Source organism: Amycolatopsis sp. lyj-84 (genome assembly GCF_046549075.1).
In the GTDB taxonomy this organism is placed as follows: domain Bacteria; phylum Actinomycetota; class Actinomycetes; order Mycobacteriales; family Pseudonocardiaceae; genus Amycolatopsis.
The window spans coordinates 350,211-367,167 of the sequence record NZ_JAJPWO010000008.1 but is presented as its reverse complement, the minus strand read 5'-3'; the positions used below and the strand labels follow the sequence as shown (position 1 = coordinate 367,167).

The following is a 16,957-nucleotide window of genomic DNA, read 5'->3' as shown; positions in this document are numbered from 1 at the left end:
CCCGCAATTCGTCCTCTAGTTGCGGGAGAGGGCTAGAGCGAGCAGTTGATGAGCAGGGGCTCTGGGTGCAGCGAGACGCCGAAGCGGGCCTCGACGCCGTCGCGCACTTCGCGGGCAAGGGCGAGGAGATCCGCTGTCGACGCCTTGCCCCGGTTGGTGAGCGCCAGCGTGTGCTTCGTCGACAGCGACACCCGGCCGCCCGGCCCCTCGTGCCCCTTCGCGAACCCGGCGCGCTCGATCAGCCAGGCCGCGGACAGCTTCGTGCCGCCAGGAGCCGGGTACTGGGGCACGCGCACGTCCTCGCCGACGACGTTCACGATCCCCGTCAGCACCTTCGTGACCTGTGCCTCCCCGATGATCGGGTTGGTGAAGAACGAGCCCGCGCTCCACGTGTCGTGGTCGTCCGCGTCCAGGACCATGCCCTTGCCTCGACGCAGTCCGAGGACCGCTTCGCGTGCTTTGCCCGCCGAGACCCGGTCACCGATCTCGACGCCGAGCGTGCGGGCGAGTTCGGCGTAGCGGATCGGGGCCGAGAGGCCGTCTTCGGTGACCTTGAAGCGCACTGTGAGCACGACGCCCGCATCGGTCCCCTTCAGGACCGACGTGCGGTAGCCGAAGCCGAGTTCCTCCGCGGTCAGCGTGCGGGTCTCGCGAGTCGCCCGGTCGTAGAGGTCGACAGAGACCAGGGACTCGGCCACCTCGCAGCCGTACGCGCCGACGTTCTGGATCGGGGTCGCGCCGACCGAACCGGGGATGCCGGAGAGACACTCGAGCCCGCCGACGCCGTCGGCGACCAGGCCCTCGACGAAACCGTCCCAGTTCTGGCCCGCCGCGACCTCGACGAGATCCCCGTCACGCGTCCAGCCGGTGTTGCCGACCTTCAGCAACGTGCCCTCGAAGCCGTCGTCGGCGACGACGAGGTTCGAGCCGCCGCCGAGCAGCAGGACCGGCTCGCCCGCTTCGTCGGCCTCGCGGACCGCGTCGACCAGGGCCTGCGCGGTCGTCGCCTCGGCATAGCGCCGCGCCGGGCCGCCGAGCCGCAGCGTGGTGTGGTCGGCGAGGACGGCGTGCTGGGTGGGAGTTTCGGCAGTGCTCACGCCCGTGAACGGTACTGTCTGGCGCCATGGCCTCCCGTATCGAGCACCGCACAGCCTTCTCCGCCGACCTCGCGAGCGCGTGGGAAGCGGTGGCGAGCGAAGAGGCGCTGCGGGCCAGGCTGGAGCAGATCGGCGGCGACAACGCGGAGCTGCTGGAGTACGTCCCGGCCGGGGACGGCGTGCGCTACAAGCTGCGTCAGGGCATCAGCTCGGACAAGCTCCCCTCCGCCGTGCGGACGCTGCACCGGGGCGACCTCGTCGTCGAGCGCGAGCAGACCTGGAAGTCCTCCGGAGACGGCTACACCGGCACCGCGACGGCGTCCGTGCAGGGCGTGCCCGGCGAGATCACCGCGAAGACGTCGCTGACCGGCGAAGGTGCGCAGACGACCCTGACCAACAGCGGCGAGGTCAAGGTGCGGATCCCGTTCGTCGGCGGGAAACTGGAGAACGTGATCGCCGAACAGGTCACCAAACTGCTGGAACGCGAGGCGGAATTCGTCGCGAAGTGGCTGGCCGAGCGCTGAAGCCGGTCGGGGCACCGACACGCGGGACGACCAACCCCAACCGGCTCCGGCGGGTGGACCGGTGGCTCGCGCGGGACCCGGCCGCGACGCGGCTGCTGCGCCGCGCGGACGAGCCGCTCGTGGTGGACCTCGGCTACGGCGCCTCACCGGTGACCACGGTCGAGATGGCGCGCCGGCTGCGCTCGGTCCGGCGTGACGTCCGCGTGCTCGGTCTGGAACTGGACGCCGAACGAGTCGCCGTCGCGCAATCCGCCGTCGACAAGCCGTGGCTGGACTTCCGGCGCGGCGGCTTCGAACTCGCCGGGACCCGCCCGGTGCTGGTGCGCGCGTTCAACGTGCTGCGGCAGTACGACGAGGCCGAGGTCACCGGGGCCTGGTCGCTGATGCTGGACGCGATGGCGCCGGAGGGGCTCCTGGTCGAAGGCACCTGCGACGAGATCGGACGGCTGAGCACCTGGGTGGCCGTCGGGCACGACGGGCCTCGCACGCTGACCCTTTCGGTCCACCTCGCCAGCCTGGAACGTCCGTCCACAGTGGCCGAGCGATTGCCGAAAAGTCTCATCCACCGCAACGTCCCCGGCGAACGTGTCCACGAACTACTGTCCACCTTGGACACCTGCTGGGCGACGGCGGCGCCGCACCAGAACTTCGGCGTCCGGGCCCGCTGGGCGCATACCGTCCACCTGCTCACCGCGCGGGGCTGGCCGGTGCTGAACCGGCCGTCGACGTGGCGGCTCGGCGAGCTCACCGTGCCGTGGTCGTCCGTGGCGCCCGACTAGGAATTCATCGGTACAACCCCACTCCGTCACCCCGATGCGACCTGCGGTGATCACCATGGAACCGTGGAACTGCTGGAGTACGTCACCGAGCTGCTGCGGGGCTCGCTGGGATCACCCTGGCTGTGGGTGATCGTGTTCCTCGTGTCCGGGTTGGACGCGCTCCTGCCGTTCATGCCGAGTGAGACGACGGTCATCACCGTCGCCGTCCTGATCGGCCCGGACCTGCCGCAACTGGCGCTGCTCGCGCTGGTCGCCGCGCTCGGGGCGTGGGCGGGCGACTGCCTCGGCTACACCATCGGCGCCGCCGCGGGCCCGCGAGCGCTGGCCCGTCTGCAACGCGGTCCGGACGGGATCCGGCGCTACGAATGGGCGAAAATCCAGGTGCGGCGCAACGCCGTCCTGCTCATCCTCGCCGCCCGCTACCTGCCCGGCGGCCGTGTCGCGAGCGGACTCGCGAACGGGAGTCTCGGCTACCCGCCGGGCAAGTTCGTCTCGCTCGACGCCCTCGGCGCGAGCGTCTGGGCGGTGTACAGCGTCCTGATCGGTCTCGTCGGCGGAGCGGCCTTCACGGACGAGCCGGAGAAGGGCCTTCTGCTGTCCTTCGCACTCGGGTTGGTGCTGGTCGCGGCGATCGAGATCGGGCGGCGGGTCCGCGTCCGCATCCTGACCCGGCGCCGTGCCGCGGCCGAGACCGGCGACAATGGCGTATGTGTCGAACCCTGAACGCCGCTATGTGATCTCCTTCGGCTGCCCTGACCGCACCGGCATCATCGCCCGCATCTCGGGTTTCCTCGCCGAGCACGGCGGCTGGATCGTCGAAGCGGCGTACCACACGGACCCGGACACCGGCTGGTTCTTCACCCGCCAGGTCGTCCGCGCCGACTCGCTCCCGTTCGACGCCACCGAACTCCGCACGCGCTTCGCCGAAGTCGCCGAGTCGCTTTCCGCCGAGTCGAGCTGGCAGGTCAGCGACACGGGTGAGCGCCGTCGCGCCGTGATCCTCGTCTCCAAGGCCGGGCACTGCCTCTACGACCTCCTCGGCCGCGTCGCCTCGGGGGAACTGGACGTCGACGTCGCCGCGGTCATCGGCAACCACGAGTCGCTCGGCGACATCACCCACGCCCACGGCATCCCGTTCCACCACGTCCCGTTCCCCGCCGGTGACGCCACCGCCAAGGCGCCCGCGTTCGCCGAGGTGCGGAAACTGGTCGACGAGCACGACCCGCACGCCGTCGTGCTCGCCCGGTTCATGCAGGTCCTGCCCCCGGAACTGTGCGAGGCGTGGGCCGGGCGGGCGCTCAACATCCACCACAGCTTCCTGCCGTCGTTCGTCGGCGCGCGGCCGTACCACCAGGCCCACGCGCGCGGGGTGAAGCTCATCGGCGCGACCTGTCACTACGTCACCGCCGACCTCGACGCGGGCCCGATCGTCGACCAGGACGTCATCCGCGTCGACCACGGCGACTCGGTCGAGGACATGGTCCGCAAGGGCCGCGACATCGAAAAGGTGACCTTGGCGCGCGGGCTGCGGTGGCATCTCGAGGGCCGTGTTCTGGTGCACGGTAACCGAACCGTCGTCTTCTGATGGTTCACTGAGGTCATGGGGACCTCAGAGATCAAGGTGATCGAGACGCGGGAAGCGCTGCGCGAGCACCTGGGCCATCCGAAAGAGACGACCAAGGGAAAGATCCTCTCCTTCGTCGACGAACACGCGCGCACGGTGATCGAGCACTCGCCGTTCCACCTGCTGGCGACGGCCTCGTCCGACGGGACCTGTGACGTCTCCCCGCGCGGCGACCCGGCCGGTTCGGTGCTGGTGCTCGACGACAAGACGCTGGTACTGGCCGACCGGCCCGGCAACAAGCTGCTGGACAGCCAGACCAACATCCTCGAGAACCCGCACGCGGGGCTGCTGTTCCTGGTGCCGGGGATGAACGAGACGCTGCGGATCAACGGCCGCGCGAAACTGGTCGCGGACGCGCCGTTCTTCGACGATCTCGTGGTCAAGGGGAAGCGGCCGCAGCTGGCGATCATGGTCGAGGTCCAGGAGCTGTACCTGCACTGCGCCAAGGCGTTCCTGCGGTCCTCGCTGTGGAAGCCGGAGACCTGGCCGGACCGTTCCGGCATCCCGAGCGCCGGCCGGATGTTCCGCGACCAGATGAAGCTGGACATCTCGGCGGAGCAGCTCGACGCCGCTCTGACCGAAGGTGCCCTCACGACGCAGTACTGAGTGCAATGAAAGTCCCCTTCATTGCAAAATTTGCGATGAAGGGGACTTTCATTGCACGCGTGTGAGGGGTCAGACGCGGACCAGCATCTTGCCGGTGTTCGCGCCGCCCAGCAGGTCCAGGAAGGCCTGCGGCGCGTTGCGGATACCGTCCACAATGGTCTCGGAGTACTTGAGCTCGCCGGAGGCGACGAGCGGCGCGACCTCCTTGACGAACTGCGGCTGCAGCGCGAAGTGGTCGCCCACCAGCATGCCGCGCATGGTGAACCGCTTCGCGATGATCGACGCGAGGTTGCGCGGCGCCGCGGCGGGTTCGGTGTTGTTGTAGACCGAGATCATCCCGCAGATCGCCATCCGGCCGTGCAGGTTGATCGAGTCGATGGCCGCTTCGAGGTGCTCGCCGCCGACGTTGTCGAAGTACACGTCGATGCCCTCGGGCGCCGCCGCGCGCAGCTGCTCGATGACCGGGGCGTCCTTGTAGTTGAACGCCGCGTCGAAGCCCAGCTCGTCGGTCAGCCACTTGACCTTGTCGTCCGTGCCGGCGCTGCCGATGACGCGCTTCGCGCCCTTCAGCTTCGCCAGCTGGCCGACGACGGAACCGACCGCACCGGCCGCGCCGGACACGAAGACGGTGTCGCCCTCCTTGAACTCCGCGACGTCGAGCAGTCCGGCGTACGCGGTGAGCCCGGTCATGCCGAGGACGCCGAGGTACGCCGTGATCGGCGCGGCCTCGGGGTCCACCTTCACCGCGTGCTTCGCGGCGACGACGGCGTGGGAACGCCAGCCGAGGCCGTGCAGCACGATGTCGCCGGGCTTGAAGTCGTCCACGGTGGACTCGAGCACCTCGCCAACGGCGCCGCCGTGCATGACCTTGCCGACCTCGTAGGGCTCGGCGTAGGACTTCGCGTCGCTCATCCGGCCGCGCATGTACGGGTCCACGCTCAGGACCTGGTTGCGGACCAGGATCTGGCCTTCACCCGGCGTCGGGATCTCGACGTCCGCGATTTCGAAGTTCTCGAGCGTCGGGACACCGTGCGGACGGGAGGCGAGCCGGATCTCGGTTGCGTTCACGAGGTAACTCCAAGTCTGTTGCGAACCACAAGCGGGGCGATCGCCCCGTATTCACGACGGGTACAACGGGCTAACCGGGGCGACCATTCCGATTGTGGCGAGTACTACACGGCCTCGGCGAGTTTGCCGAGAACACCTTCGTAGATCCGCTTGAGGCCACCGGGCGCGAAGGTCTTCTCGAAGAAGCCTCCGATGCCGCCCGCGCCGTCCCAGGTCGTCTCGATCCGGACGAGGCTGCCCTCCGGCACCTCGCGGACGGTCCAGGTGGTGACCATGCTCGAGTTCGCGTCGGTCTCGACGATGGTGCCTTCGGACGGCTCGGTCACCGTCGCGGCGACGTCACGCACGCGCTTCGACGTCGCCTGCAGCTTCCAGCTCGCCTTCGTGCCCGCGCCGACGCCGCCCTCGGTGACCTCGTAGTCGCGATAGTGCTCCGTCAGCAGCTTCGGCCGGGTTTCCGTGTAGTCCGCGACGAGCGTCCTGACCTTGTCCGCCGGCGCTTCGATGGTGCGCTCCGCGATGGCCGTGACCTTTCCCATCCCACTCCCTTTCACCCGTGTTGCAACGACAGCGTCCACGATTCCACCGCTACCCGCAGGGGGAACGAGCGCCCCCTCCGTCCTCCCCCGAACGCTATGAAAGGCCCGTTACTTGCAAAATTTGCAAGTAACGGGCCTTTCATAGCGCGCGCGGGGGGCTAGATGAGGGACTTCTCCTTCAGCCAGTCCTTCGCCACGTCGCCCGGCTTCTCGCCGTCCGAGTCGACGCGCTTGTTCAGCTCACGCAGCTGCACGGTGTCGAGGGCCTTGCTGACGGCGTTGACGGCGGCCGCGAAGTCGGCGCCACGCTCGTCGAGGACCTTCTTGTTCACCGCGGGCACAACGTTCTCGGTCGGCACGATGGCGAGGTCGTCCTCAAGCGCCACGAACTGCGGGTCGCCGACGAGCGGGCTCACCGAGTCGACCGGGATGACGGTGACCTTGCCGGACCGCAGCTGCTCGACGCGCGGGCCTGCCTCCTGCACGGTCTGGAAGGTGGCCTTCAGCTTGTAGACGTCCGTGAAGCCCTTGAAGCAGGGAAGCCGCTTCTCGCACTCCGGGCCGCCCGCGACGATGACGTTGTCGACCTTGGACAGGTCGCTGATCTTCGCGAGGCTCTTCTCCTTGGCGAGATCGGCCTTCACGATGTAGGTGTTCTTGTCCTCCGCCGGCGAGTAGTCCAGTAGGCCGATGCCGTCGGCCTCGAACAGCTTCTTGAGCTGTTCGTGCTCGCCCGCCGCGTCCTTCGCGGCGTCCTTGCCGAAGCCGGTGGTGATGGCGGCGCCCTGGTACTCCGGGATGAACTGCAGTTCGCCGGACTTCAGCGCCGGGTAGATCAGCTCGCGCGAACCGAGGTTCAGCTTGCGGGTGATCGGGTAACCCTTGGCCTCCAGCGCGTTCGCGTACAGCTCGGCGAGGATCAGGCTGTCGGTGAAGTTGAAGGAGGCGACGACGATCGGCGCCCCGCCCTTGCTCTGCGCGGCCGGGGCCGCCGCGTCTTCGCCACCCCCGCAGGCGGTCATACCGAGGACGGCGGCGGCGAGCACCGCGCCCACTCGAACATTCCGTGTCCAGCGCACGTGCACACACTCCTATGACTCGAACAGAGGAATGGACAGTATCTCCGGGTCACGACAGAATCCACATTTTGAGAGCTCCGCCCCGTGTGCTCCCAGAGAGCGGAATCAGTACGCCCGATCGGGGTAGAGTCGGCCGGTGCGAGCCTCCTCCGTGTTCCCGGTACCCGCCCAGGGCGGGCGGCCGCTGTTCGAGTGGCGGTGGGTGGACCGTCATTTCGACGAGATCCTCGATCGGCTCGGCGAGCACGTCACGCTGACCGCGGCGGCGCTCGCCATCGGACTCGTGGTGTCCATCGGTGTTTCCGTGGTTTCGCTGCGTCGCCGGTGGTTCTACGTCGTCGCGCTGAGCGCGGCCGGTTCGCTCTACGTCATCCCGAGTCTCGGCGCCTTCGCCGTCCTGGTGCCCTTCACCGGCCTGACGTCCTTCACGACCGCGGTCATCCCGTTGGCGACGTACACGTTGCTGATCCTCATCCGCAATATCGTCACCGGCGTCGAACAGGTGCCCAAGGAAGTCCGCGAAGCCGCGCTGGGCATGGGTTTCACGCGTTCCCGGTTGCTGTGGCAGGTCGAGCTGCCGCTCGCGCTGCCGGTGGTGATCGCGGGCCTGCGCGTCGCGGCGGTGACCACGATCGGGCTCGTGACGGTGACTTCCATGCTCGGCAAGGGCGGGCTCGGGTACTTCATCCGCGCCGGGATCCAGACCGCGACCCCGAACCCGACGTCGATCATCGTCGGTGTCGGGCTTTCCGTGGTGCTGGCCGTGGTGGTGGATCTCCTGCTGTGGGTCGGCGGGCGCGCGCTCGCGCCGTGGTCTCGGAAGGCGTCGCGATGAGCATCATCGACCAGACCATCGAGTGGTTCGGCGAACCGAACCGCTGGAGCTGGACCGACTCCGCGGGCGTGCCGTACCGGACGGTCGAGCACCTTCAGTTCTCCTTGCTGGCACTGGTGATCTCGGCCGTGCTGACGATCCCGCCCGCGTTGTGGCTCGCGCACTACCGCCGCGCGCAGTTCCTCGCGACGAGCGCGGTGAACATCGGCCGCGCGATCCCCAGCTTCGGGCTGGTGATCCTGTTCTGGTTCCTGGCTTCCCGGCTCGGAGTCGACACGACGTTCTGGCCGCTGATGCTCGCGCTGGTGGCCTTGGCGCTGCCGCCGTTGTTCACCAACACCTACGCGGGCGTCATCCAGCTGGAGCAGGAAACCGTCGACGCCGCGCGCGGAACCGGCTACCGCGAGTGGCAGATCATGCTGCGCCTGGAGTTGCCGCTCGCGTCGCCGGTCATCCTCGCGGGCGCCCGCGTCGCGTTCCTGCAACTGGTGGCGACCGTCGCGATCGGCGCGATCGTCAACGACGGCGGCGGGCTCGGACGGTACATTGTGGACGGTTTCGCGCTCGGGGATCCGGGCCACGGCGAGATCCTGGCGGGCGGCGTCGCCGTCGTCGTACTGGCTTTGGCGTGCGAGGGCGTTTTCGCGCTCATCACCCGGGTGGTGACTCCGCGCGGGCTGGCGATCCAGTCCCGCGCGGAGGCCCAAGCCTGATCCCCTGGCTATTCGAGCAGCCAGATCCAGTAGCGGTCACCGTCGAGGATGTGGTGACGGCCGATGAAGTCGTTCACGGTCTGCTCCATCGCCGAGAAGGTGCGCTCGGGGAGCGGCAGGACGGCGAACGACGGATTCGCCCCGGTCCCGTGCCCGGGATAGTGGCCCGCCCCGTCCCTCGTGCTGTTGAACGGATACACCGCGCACTTGAGGACCAACCCGTCCGGACCGGTATGCCAGTCCGGACCCCACCGCCGCGCGCAGTAATACTCGGAGCGCGTCTTGCTCGCGTCCTGAGCCGCCTGGTGGTGGGTCCGCGTGAGCGGGTAACTGCGCAACGCCAAGATATCGCCGAACCACCCCGGAATGTGACTGCCTTCCGCGGGCCCGGGGTACAACTTGTCGATGGGACTGTGGATCGCGTCGGCCACCAGTCGCCCGTAGTCCCTGATCGCCGGGTCGTGAAGATCCACGACGAACAGGGCCGGTTTCGGGAAGACGCACTTGCTTCCTTGGACGTAGCCAGCCTCGTCGCACCGCGCTTCGGTCGAAAGCTGCGGCGCGTTCTCCACCTGGCCGTTCTCGCCCTCGACGAACAGCGTCCGGCCCAGGTTGTACCAAGTACGCTTCTCGGCCTGGATCTCCGGCGGGTCCTGGTAAATCGGGGGGTCCTCGCCGCGCATGGTGAACACCGTGTCCTCGACGGGCCTGGCCTTCCACTCCGCGATGCTCTTCGTGACCTTGGCTTCGGGCACGTCGCAGTCCGCGGTCCCGGAGGTGTCCTTCGCGGCGCACGTCATCGTGGCGCCGAACCGCGTGGTGTCGGGCAGGCCGTGGATGGAGGAGAACTGCATCCGGTGACTGATGACGACACGACGCTGCGAAGGCACCATGTTCCGGGTGACGACCACGTATACGACCGCCTCACCGACCAGCTGGCAGCCGGGCTCGGGGCAGGCGTATTGCCGATAACGCAATTGCGTCTTCTGACAGGTGGAAAACCGATTCTTGAAGTACCCGTCCGCCGGATTCGGGCGACTGGGAGTACATTCGTCGAAAGTGACCGGCTGGGGTATGTTCCGGTCGGTGGCCGGAAGGGGATTCTCCGCCGGTGGCGACTCCCGCAGTATCTCCAAAGATGTTGCGAGAGCGGCGGTTTGCGTAAAACTCGTCATCGATGCGACGAGCAAGACCACCATCGAGATCATGAGCGTGCCGCGAACAGGTCTTCGACGATTCATGGGTGTCCCCATTCTCGAAATAATGTGGACCACCTAGATTAAAGGAGTGACGACGTCGAAATCGCCGTCAGAACGGCCCAAATTCCCCGGCCGAAAACGCGGCGACGAGAGCAGTCACTTCAGGCCCCAACGCCCGGTCCACCTCCACCGGCGGCACCAGCTCCCGCAGCCGTCCGTAAGCCGCCCGAAGCCCGGGCGGCCCGTCACCGGTCGCCAGCCACCGCGCCTGCGAACCCGTGATCAGGTCACAAGCCGTGATGGCGGACATCCGCGCGCAGGCGTCACGGAGCTGATTCCCCGCCGCCCAGGCGAACGCCTGCACGTCCTCTTGTCCGGCGGAAGTGTCGACGGAGCCCAACGTCGCGGGTGTGGCCAGCCGTCGCAACGCGTGCAACTCCCCCACCGCGCGTTTGTGCAGCGGCACCAGCCCCGCCTGCGGTCCCGGATCCGCCGCCAGTTGTGCGGGCAGTCCGCTGAACCGCTCGTCCAGCAACCGGTGCGTCCGCTGGACGCTCACTTCGCCGAGATGCACCAGCGCCGCCGTCACCGCGTCCATCCGCAGCCCGAGTTCGACGGCGTGGAAACCCGTCGTGGACACGAATTCGCCGTCCAGGAAGACCGGCGAGTCGGTCGGCATCGAGCGCCGCGAGGCCGCGTCCAACTCGGCGGTGACCCGGGTCAGATGGGCGATCGCGCGGGGCGCGACCCGGACGGAAACCGGCGCCTGCACGACCTCCGGCCGTTCGACGGACCCGTGGATCAGTCCGCTCACTTCGAGAAGCACCGAGCGGAGAACCTGATCGTCTCCCGCCAGCGCGGGACGGTAGACCGCTTGCGGCGCACCGAGAACGTCGATCGCGATCGCCGCGGCCAGCGTCTGCAGGTCCACGAGCCGCCGAGCCTCGACGAGCGCGAAGGCGGCGAGTGTCTCGGCCAGCGGCGAGCCCTGGATGAGGGTCGCGCCCTCCTTGAGACCTGGCTCGTACGGCTTCGCCAGCACCTCCGACGCGGGCGTCTCGACGCCGTCCACCAGCACGGTCCCGACGCCGAGAAAGGTCTGGAAGGCATGCGCCAGCGGGATGATCTCGCCGGCGCTGCCCAGTCCCGTCCTCGGCACGGCGGGCGTGAACCCCTCGTTCAGCCGGTCGACGAGGAACGTCACCAGCTCCGGGCTCGCGCCCGCCTCCGGCGCGAGCAGATCCCGCAGGCGCACCAGCAGGAGCCAGCGCACTTCCTCCGCCGAAAGCCAGGGCGGACCGCCGACGGCCCGGCCGATCAGCAGGTTCCGCTGGTGCGCGCTCGACGCGGGAGAAGCGACTCCCGCGAGCCGCCCCATGCCGGTGTTCACGCCGTAGACGGGGCGATCGGTCAGCGCGCGGAGCACGCGGGCGCGGTTCTCGCCCAGCCTCGTCAGCAACGCGGGATCGACCTCGAGGACCTCGGCCTCGAACGCCGAGGCCAGCTTGAAGTCCTTTGTGGACAGTCTCACTCGACGGGACGCGCGAGCCCGTCGATCACCTCGGCACCGGGCAGGGACGCGAGGGTCGCGCCAGAGATCAGCAGCTTGCCGCCGCGGATCCCGCTGCCGATGACCAGTTCGGGTTCGTCCGCGACGCGCTGGTCGATCAGGGTCGGCCAGCCCTCGGGCAGGCCGACCGGGGTGATGCCGCCGTACTCCATGCCGGTGAGCGAGACGGCCTCGTCCATCGGGGCGAAGGACGCCTTGCGCACGTCGAGGCGGCGCTTGATCACGCCGTTCACGTCGGCGCGGGTGGTGGCGAGGATCATCGCGGCGGCGAAGCGGACCTCGCCGGCGCGTTTGCCCGCGACCACGACACAGTTCGCGGACGCCGACAGCGGTGAGCCGTATGCCTCGCAGAAGGCGGCGGTGTCGGCCAGATCCGCGTCGATCTCCACGACCCCGACGGAATCAGGGTCGGAGAGGGAGGCGAGCGCCTTGGCGACGGGCTCGGCGACGAGGTCCGGGCGGGAGAGGGCGGGGACGACGGTGAGGCTTCCGGCGATGGTCCAGGTAGTCACAGCGCCACGATAGCCATCGCGGTCACCAGTTGCGGCCGCCACGCTGGACCTCGATGAGCTTGGGGCGGACGTCCACGAGGTAGACCAGGACCGCGACCAGCGCGGGCAGCCACAGGATCATGCCGCCGCCGTAGAACTCGAAGAGGGTCAGCACCACGGTGGCCCCGCCGGTGATGAGCATCCAGATGGGCTTGGTCTTGCGGTCGGCGGCCGAATACGCGTCCGAGCGCTGCCTCAGCGCATTAACGAAAGCGAACAGCCCGGTCAATGCGCCGCCCCAATGGATGGCGATGAGGATCCAGGTGGCAACGAACACGAAGTCAGCTTACGTCAAACCGGGCGAATGACCCGGGCCCCTGGCACCGGAACCGGTGCCAGGGGCCCTGGACTTCACGCGGAGAGCTTTACTTCTCGGTCGTCTTCGGCGCGGTGGCCGGCTTCTTGGCGACCGGGCTGGCGGTGGTGCGGCGCACGGGGGCCGTGGTCTTCGGCGCGGTCTTGTTGGCGACCTTGCGCGAAGCCGAACGGGTCTCGTGCGCGAGGTCGTCGCCGATCTCCTCGACCTCGTCGGCGATCTCGCCCGCGACCTCGGTCACCCTGCGGGCGGTCTTCTCGCCCACCGAGCGGGTGCCCTTGGTGACCTTGCCGAGCACGGTGTCGATGCGCTCACGGGTGTCCGCGGTCGCGTCCTCGAGCTGCTCGATGGCCTTCTTGACCTGCGGCTGCGCGGCGATCTTGTCCCACGCCTGCTCACCGGACTCGGCCAGCTTGTTGTACAGCTTCAGCGCGGCTTCGGTGTACTCGTCGATGACCTTGCGCAGCTCGGCCGGGTCCAGCTTCTCGCGGAGGCCCTCGACGTCGTGCGGGAGCTCTTCGATGTTCTTGCGAGCGGTCTCGCCACCCTCGACGACCTTCTCGCGAGCCTTGCCGACGGCGTCGATGACGGCCTGGCCCGCCAGGTTCCCGGCACCCAGCGCGGCGAGCAGCGGCGTGCGGAACTGGTCGAGGGCGGTGTTCTTGCGGTCGGTCTTGGTGGTCGTGGCCGTGGTCATGCTGACTCCTCGGTTTCGGCTTGGACTGTGGTTTCCGCCCGCGGGGGCTTCGCGGCGGCGTTCTCGCGGCGGAACGATTCGTAGACGTCGAGCAGGACCTGCTTCTGCCGCTCGGTCAACTCGGTGTCGGCGCGGATCGAGTCGCCGACCGGGCCGCCCGTCGGCAGATCGAGGATTCCCGCTTGCACGTAGAGCGCCTCGGCCGAAATACGCAGGCCCTTGGCGATCTGCTGCAGGATCTCCGCGCTGGGTTTGCGGACCCCGCGCTCGATCTGACTCAAGTACGGATTGGACACGCCGGCGAGTTTCGACAGCTGCCGCAAGGAGATCTTCGCCGTGCTGCGCTGCTGGCGGATGTACTCGCCGATGTCGGAAGCGATGTCCGCGACCTTCTCCATCGGTCCGCCCGACGGGGGCTGATCCCGGTTGGTGTCTGACATCGGTCACCTCCTCGCGACGTCTTCAACGCTACGCGCGAGTGCTAGCTATTGCAAGCACTCTGCTTGCAACCATCGGGTGTGTTGGTGCTCACCCCGCTGCGACATGAAGGATTACGGTGGAGGGATGTCGAACGCGACGCGGCTGCGGCGGCGCCTCGTCGAGCATCTGCTCGCCGAGGGCGTACTGCACGACGCGCGCTGGATGACCGCGTTCCGCACCGTGCCGAGGCACGTCTTCCTGCCGCGGTTCTTCGTCCCGGCGGCGAACGGCTGGGCCGCGGTGGAGAACGGCGACGAAGAATGGCTCAGGCGCGCCTACTCACCCGAAGTGCTGGTCATCCAGCTCGACGACGATTCGGGACTCTGGGAACGGGCGCGCTATCTGGGCGCGCAGCCGGGAACGCCGACGAGTTCGTCCAGCCAGCCGTCGATCATGGCGATCATGCTCGAAGAACTCCGGGTCGCCGACGGGCACCGCGTACTGGAGATCGGCACGGGCACCGGGTACAACGCCGCCTTGCTGTGCCATCGGCTCGGCTCCGGGCTCGTGTACACAGTGGACATCGACCCGGAACTGGTCGACGCCGCGCGCGAGCGGCTCGCGGAGGCCGGGTACGCGCCTTCGTGCGCCGCGTCCGACGGAGCCGACGGCTTCCCGGCGGGCGTCCTCTACGACCGGGTGCTGTGCACGTGCTCGGTGTCGTCGATCCCGCCCGCGTGGCTGGAGCAGACCGTTCCGGGCGGGCTGATCGTCACCACGCTGAACCGGCCGATCGGCGGCGGGCTCGTCCGGATCGTCGCGGGCGAAGGCGCGACGGGACAAGGGCGCGTGCTCGGCCGCGACGGTCGCTTCATGCCGCTGCGCGCACACCGGTTCAGGCCGTCGAAGGTGCCGGACGGCGACGTCGCCTGGCGGCCGACCCGGCTGCCGATGGGAGTCATCACCGAAGTCCGCAGCCGCTTCGAGTTCTTCGCCGGGCTCCAGCTTCCCGGCGTGACGGCCTTACGGGACGGCCAGAACACCGCGCTGGTCCATGCGGACGGCTCTTGGGTCCGGCATCGGCAGTCGGACCGCGAGTACGAAGTGGCCGAGGGCGGCCCGCGACGGCTGTGGGAGCTCGTCGAAAGCGCGCAAGAGGAATGGCTCGAACTCGGTCAGCCGTGGCGGGACCGGTTCGGGCTCAGCCTCGACGGGGACGACCAGGTGATCTGGCTGGATTCCCCCGAAGGCAGGACTTGGCCGCTACGTCCCTGAAACCGCTACGACCGTGAAAGCAGGCCGCGCACCCACATCTCCACATGATCGACGGCGACGTCCACCGGGATGTGGGTGGTGTCGAACAACTCGACCGGCGGATCGAGCGACGGCGCTTCCCGTTGCAGCCACTCGTTGAACTCCAGCATCTCCTCGACCCGCTCCTCGTCCCACTCCCGCCAGGCGGGCCGCGCCAGCAAGCGCTTGCGCAGCGCGTCGGGCTCGCTGACGAGCGCCAGGTAGTGGATGTCGGAGAAAAAGACGCGCTCGGGCAACTGCTCGAACTCGGGCGGCGCGACGGTGCCGCAGAGCACGACCGGGCGACCGTTCTGGTGCAGCATCGCCGCCATCCGCAGCCAGGTCGACCGGAACGCGGGATGGCCGGGGACGTCGTCGCGCAACGCCCCTGTCCACAACACGTCCTGCTCGACCACGAGCGCGAGGTCGCCGAGCCGTTCCGCCAGCCGCGGCCCGACGGTGGACTTCCCCGCCCCGCTCGGCCCTGTCAGCGCGAACAACGGGAGCCGCCGGAACGGCCACCGGTGCGCGCATTCCGCGCACACCAGCAGCCCGCTCTCGACTTGTGGCCGTTCGGCGCGATCGCCGCAGGCCGGGCAGATCTTGAGATCGAGGACCACGGTCAGTCGAAGAGGCCCTCGAGGAAGCCACCCTTACGACGCTTGCCTTGGTGGCCGTAGCCGTGCGGGGAGTCGGCGTGGCCGCGGTACCCCTTGGGCGAGTCGGAGTAGCCGCCCCGGTAGCCCTTCGGCGAGTCGGAGTACCCGCCGCGGTGCGGCCGCGGGGAGTCCGGACGGCCGTAGTGCGGAGCCGGCGCGTGCCCACCTCCCTGGTACGGCGGAGGCTGGTGCCCGCCGTAGTACGAGTTCTCGGCACCGGCGATGGCTTCCAGCTCGCCCCTGTCCAGGAAGATGCCGCGGCATCCCTGGCACTGGTCGATGTGGACACCGTTCTTGTCGACGGTCTTCATGGCGTTCTGGCACTTCGGACAAATCACGTATCAGAGATTACGCATTTTTCGCGTCCGAGGTCAGCAGGCGCACAGGCAAAACGGGTGTCCGGCCGGATCCGCGTAGACCCGGAAGGTCTCCGGAGAGTCGTCGAGCAGCTTCGCACCGATGGCCAGCGCGCGCTCGTGACCGGCTTCGAGGTCGGTGACGTCGAGGTCGACGTGCGCCTGCTGCGGGTTCTCCGCCGACGGCCACGCGGGCGGGCGGTAGTCCGGGACGCGCTGGAACGAGAGCCGCGCGCCGCCCTCGGGGTTCCGCAGCGTCACCCAATGGCCGTCCGTGGCGACCTCGGCCGCCTTCCAGTCGAGCAGCTCGCGGTAGAACTCCGCCAGCGCGACCGGGTCCGGGCAGTCGAGGGCCACCGCGCCGAAGGTCGGTACCGCTCCCATGGTTCAGCCTCCACGATGATCGAGTAACCAGCGAAGAGAGTATGCGGGTTATCGGAGCCGATGACAACAGGTCTCGTCCGTACACTGGGCGAGGTGAACACCGACGCGTCCCTGGTGGTCGAGTTTCTGAACACGGTGAACGTCGAACGCGGCACCGACCTCCTGGACGATCCGGAGACCTGGCAACGCTGGGCCCGCGATCACCGGCTGCGCGCGGACACCCCCGCGGCCGCGCGCGAAACCCGGGACGCGCTGCGTTCGGCGATCGGCGACCCGCGGCTGCCCCGGCTCGGCCTGCGCGTGCCGGCGGAGATCGTCCTCGGCCCGGAAGGCCCGCTCCTGGTCGCGGAATCGGTCAGCGAAGCGGTGATGGCCGCGTCGACCCGGCTGACCGTGCTCGGCGAGTGGGTCCGGCTCAAGATCTGCCCGGCGGACGACTGCCTGTGGGCCTTCTACGACGAGTCGCGGAACCGGTCGCGGACGTGGTGCTCGATGCGGTCGTGCGGGAACCGGGAGAAGGCGCGGGCCTGGCGGGCGCGGACGGCGGACGTCTCGACCTGAGCTGAAGGGGCCTTTCCCCGCATGTCACGCGGCGAAGGGCGCTTTCACCCCATCGCATGCGGGGAAAGGCCCCTTCAGCTCCCGTCC

At 68.8% G+C, this 16,957-nt stretch carries 22 protein-coding genes; 9 read left to right on the top strand and 13 right to left on the bottom strand.

Features of this window, described 5'->3' with window-relative positions; all coding sequences use genetic code 11:
- Positions 1-32 precede the first annotated feature (32 nt).
- Entirely contained in the window at positions 33-1,097 is a 1,065-nt protein-coding gene (locus ACLJRM_RS25645; RefSeq protein ID WP_410664489.1) for a UDP-N-acetylmuramate dehydrogenase, read from the bottom strand.
- Positions 1,098-1,123: 26 nt separating this feature from the next.
- On the opposite strand from ACLJRM_RS25645, the gene ACLJRM_RS25640 reads away from it, so the two are divergent.
- The 5 genes from ACLJRM_RS25640 to ACLJRM_RS25620 all read left to right on the top strand — a co-directional run bounded on the left by ACLJRM_RS25640 (position 1,124) and on the right by ACLJRM_RS25620 (position 4,630).
- A complete protein-coding gene (locus ACLJRM_RS25640; RefSeq protein ID WP_410664488.1) occupies positions 1,124-1,621 on the top strand; it encodes a DUF2505 domain-containing protein in 498 nt (165 codons plus the stop codon).
- Positions 1,603-2,400: a class I SAM-dependent methyltransferase gene (locus tag ACLJRM_RS25635; protein ID WP_410664487.1), complete on the top strand. Its 798-nt coding sequence runs from the start codon at positions 1,603-1,605 to the stop codon at positions 2,398-2,400. Before ACLJRM_RS25640 ends, ACLJRM_RS25635 begins: the two co-directional genes overlap by 19 nt.
- Before the next feature lie 63 nt (positions 2,401-2,463).
- Positions 2,464-3,123 (top strand): DedA family protein, encoded by a 660-nt coding sequence (locus ACLJRM_RS25630; RefSeq protein WP_101611993.1) that lies wholly within the window; start codon positions 2,464-2,466, stop codon positions 3,121-3,123.
- Positions 3,101-3,985, top strand: coding sequence for a formyltetrahydrofolate deformylase (gene purU, locus ACLJRM_RS25625; protein ID WP_410664486.1), 885 nt, complete (start codon positions 3,101-3,103; stop codon positions 3,983-3,985). Before ACLJRM_RS25630 ends, purU begins: the two co-directional genes overlap by 23 nt.
- A gap of 15 nt (positions 3,986-4,000) precedes the next feature.
- Positions 4,001-4,630 carry a pyridoxamine 5'-phosphate oxidase family protein gene (locus ACLJRM_RS25620; protein ID WP_101611991.1) on the top strand — a complete coding sequence of 210 codons (630 nt, stop codon included), beginning with the start codon at positions 4,001-4,003 and terminating at the stop codon, positions 4,628-4,630.
- A gap of 69 nt (positions 4,631-4,699) precedes the next feature.
- On the opposite strand, the gene ACLJRM_RS25615 is transcribed toward ACLJRM_RS25620, so the two are convergent.
- From ACLJRM_RS25615 to ACLJRM_RS25605, 3 genes are all read right to left on the bottom strand, one after another.
- The gene (locus ACLJRM_RS25615) at positions 4,700-5,698 is read right to left on the bottom strand and encodes an NADP-dependent oxidoreductase (RefSeq protein ID WP_101611990.1); all 999 of its coding nucleotides are present in this window, start codon (positions 5,696-5,698) and stop codon (positions 4,700-4,702) included.
- A 104-nt stretch (positions 5,699-5,802) separates the two neighbouring features.
- Positions 5,803-6,237 carry an SRPBCC family protein gene (locus ACLJRM_RS25610; RefSeq protein WP_101611989.1) on the bottom strand — a complete coding sequence of 145 codons (435 nt, stop codon included), beginning with the start codon at positions 6,235-6,237 and terminating at the stop codon, positions 5,803-5,805.
- A 158-nt stretch (positions 6,238-6,395) separates the two neighbouring features.
- Entirely contained in the window at positions 6,396-7,292 is an 897-nt protein-coding gene (locus ACLJRM_RS25605) for an ABC transporter substrate-binding protein (protein ID WP_410664540.1), read from the bottom strand.
- 175 nt (positions 7,293-7,467) lie between these two features.
- Here ACLJRM_RS25605 and ACLJRM_RS25600 point away from each other — a divergent pair, with 175 nt between their 5' ends.
- Positions 7,468-8,151 carry an ABC transporter permease gene (locus ACLJRM_RS25600; protein ID WP_168214636.1) on the top strand — a complete coding sequence of 228 codons (684 nt, stop codon included), beginning with the start codon at positions 7,468-7,470 and terminating at the stop codon, positions 8,149-8,151.
- On the top strand, positions 8,148-8,864 hold the full coding sequence (locus tag ACLJRM_RS25595) for an ABC transporter permease (protein ID WP_410664485.1): 717 nt from the start codon (positions 8,148-8,150) through the stop codon (positions 8,862-8,864). Before ACLJRM_RS25600 ends, ACLJRM_RS25595 begins: the two co-directional genes overlap by 4 nt.
- A gap of 8 nt (positions 8,865-8,872) precedes the next feature.
- On the opposite strand, the gene ACLJRM_RS25590 is transcribed toward ACLJRM_RS25595, so the two are convergent.
- The 6 genes from ACLJRM_RS25590 to ACLJRM_RS25565 form a co-directional block, all read right to left on the bottom strand.
- The gene (locus ACLJRM_RS25590; RefSeq protein ID WP_233223079.1) at positions 8,873-9,841 is read right to left on the bottom strand and encodes a transporter; all 969 of its coding nucleotides are present in this window, start codon (positions 9,839-9,841) and stop codon (positions 8,873-8,875) included.
- A gap of 331 nt (positions 9,842-10,172) precedes the next feature.
- Entirely contained in the window at positions 10,173-11,594 is a 1,422-nt protein-coding gene (locus tag ACLJRM_RS25585; protein WP_410664484.1) for an aromatic amino acid lyase, read from the bottom strand.
- Positions 11,591-12,145, bottom strand: a complete 555-nt coding sequence (locus ACLJRM_RS25580; RefSeq protein WP_410664483.1) for a YbaK/EbsC family protein — start codon at positions 12,143-12,145, stop codon at positions 11,591-11,593. The genes ACLJRM_RS25585 and ACLJRM_RS25580 overlap by 4 nt, the downstream gene beginning before the upstream one ends.
- A 22-nt stretch (positions 12,146-12,167) precedes the next feature.
- Positions 12,168-12,461 carry a DUF2516 family protein gene (locus ACLJRM_RS25575; protein WP_101611983.1) on the bottom strand — a complete coding sequence of 98 codons (294 nt, stop codon included), beginning with the start codon at positions 12,459-12,461 and terminating at the stop codon, positions 12,168-12,170.
- An 88-nt stretch (positions 12,462-12,549) separates the two neighbouring features.
- Positions 12,550-13,197: a hypothetical protein gene (locus tag ACLJRM_RS25570; RefSeq protein ID WP_410664482.1), complete on the bottom strand. Its 648-nt coding sequence runs from the start codon at positions 13,195-13,197 to the stop codon at positions 12,550-12,552.
- Positions 13,194-13,595 (bottom strand): helix-turn-helix domain-containing protein, encoded by a 402-nt coding sequence (locus ACLJRM_RS25565; protein WP_101613678.1) that lies wholly within the window; start codon positions 13,593-13,595, stop codon positions 13,194-13,196. The genes ACLJRM_RS25570 and ACLJRM_RS25565 overlap by 4 nt, the downstream gene beginning before the upstream one ends.
- Before the next feature lie 166 nt (positions 13,596-13,761).
- Here ACLJRM_RS25565 and ACLJRM_RS25560 point away from each other — a divergent pair, with 166 nt between their 5' ends.
- Complete coding sequence (locus tag ACLJRM_RS25560; RefSeq protein WP_101611981.1) at positions 13,762-14,892, top strand: methyltransferase domain-containing protein; 1,131 nt, start codon at positions 13,762-13,764, stop codon at positions 14,890-14,892.
- Between the two features lie 5 nt (positions 14,893-14,897).
- On the opposite strand, the gene ACLJRM_RS25555 is transcribed toward ACLJRM_RS25560, so the two are convergent.
- From ACLJRM_RS25555 to ACLJRM_RS25545, 3 genes are read right to left on the bottom strand one after another with little or no spacing between them, the layout of a single operon-like run.
- Positions 14,898-15,530, bottom strand: coding sequence for an AAA family ATPase (locus tag ACLJRM_RS25555; RefSeq protein WP_101611980.1), 633 nt, complete (start codon positions 15,528-15,530; stop codon positions 14,898-14,900).
- Between the two features lie 2 nt (positions 15,531-15,532).
- Positions 15,533-15,907 carry a zf-TFIIB domain-containing protein gene (locus tag ACLJRM_RS25550; protein WP_410664481.1) on the bottom strand — a complete coding sequence of 125 codons (375 nt, stop codon included), beginning with the start codon at positions 15,905-15,907 and terminating at the stop codon, positions 15,533-15,535.
- Between the two features lie 33 nt (positions 15,908-15,940).
- The gene (locus ACLJRM_RS25545) at positions 15,941-16,309 is read right to left on the bottom strand and encodes a VOC family protein (RefSeq protein ID WP_101611978.1); all 369 of its coding nucleotides are present in this window, start codon (positions 16,307-16,309) and stop codon (positions 15,941-15,943) included.
- Between the two features lie 93 nt (positions 16,310-16,402).
- Between ACLJRM_RS25545 and ACLJRM_RS25540 the strand changes: the two genes are divergently transcribed.
- Positions 16,403-16,870 (top strand): CGNR zinc finger domain-containing protein, encoded by a 468-nt coding sequence (locus ACLJRM_RS25540; RefSeq protein WP_233223078.1) that lies wholly within the window; start codon positions 16,403-16,405, stop codon positions 16,868-16,870.
- The last annotated feature ends 87 nt before the right edge of the window (positions 16,871-16,957 follow it).

Coding starts and splice junctions, on each gene's coding strand:
- ACLJRM_RS25570 (WP_410664482.1), bottom strand. CDS start 13,197: ATGACCACGGCCACGACCACCAAGACCGACCGCAAGAACACCGCCCTC.
- ACLJRM_RS25595 (WP_410664485.1), top strand. CDS start 8,148: ATGAGCATCATCGACCAGACCATCGAGTGGTTCGGCGAACCGAACCGC.
- ACLJRM_RS25620 (WP_101611991.1), top strand. CDS start 4,001: ATGGGGACCTCAGAGATCAAGGTGATCGAGACGCGGGAAGCGCTGCGC.
- ACLJRM_RS25640 (WP_410664488.1), top strand. CDS start 1,124: ATGGCCTCCCGTATCGAGCACCGCACAGCCTTCTCCGCCGACCTCGCG.
- ACLJRM_RS25545 (WP_101611978.1), bottom strand. CDS start 16,309: ATGGGAGCGGTACCGACCTTCGGCGCGGTGGCCCTCGACTGCCCGGAC.
- ACLJRM_RS25610 (WP_101611989.1), bottom strand. CDS start 6,237: ATGGGAAAGGTCACGGCCATCGCGGAGCGCACCATCGAAGCGCCGGCG.
- purU (WP_410664486.1), top strand. CDS start 3,101: ATGGCGTATGTGTCGAACCCTGAACGCCGCTATGTGATCTCCTTCGGC.
- ACLJRM_RS25560 (WP_101611981.1), top strand. CDS start 13,762: ATGTCGAACGCGACGCGGCTGCGGCGGCGCCTCGTCGAGCATCTGCTC.
- ACLJRM_RS25565 (WP_101613678.1), bottom strand. CDS start 13,595: ATGGAGAAGGTCGCGGACATCGCTTCCGACATCGGCGAGTACATCCGC.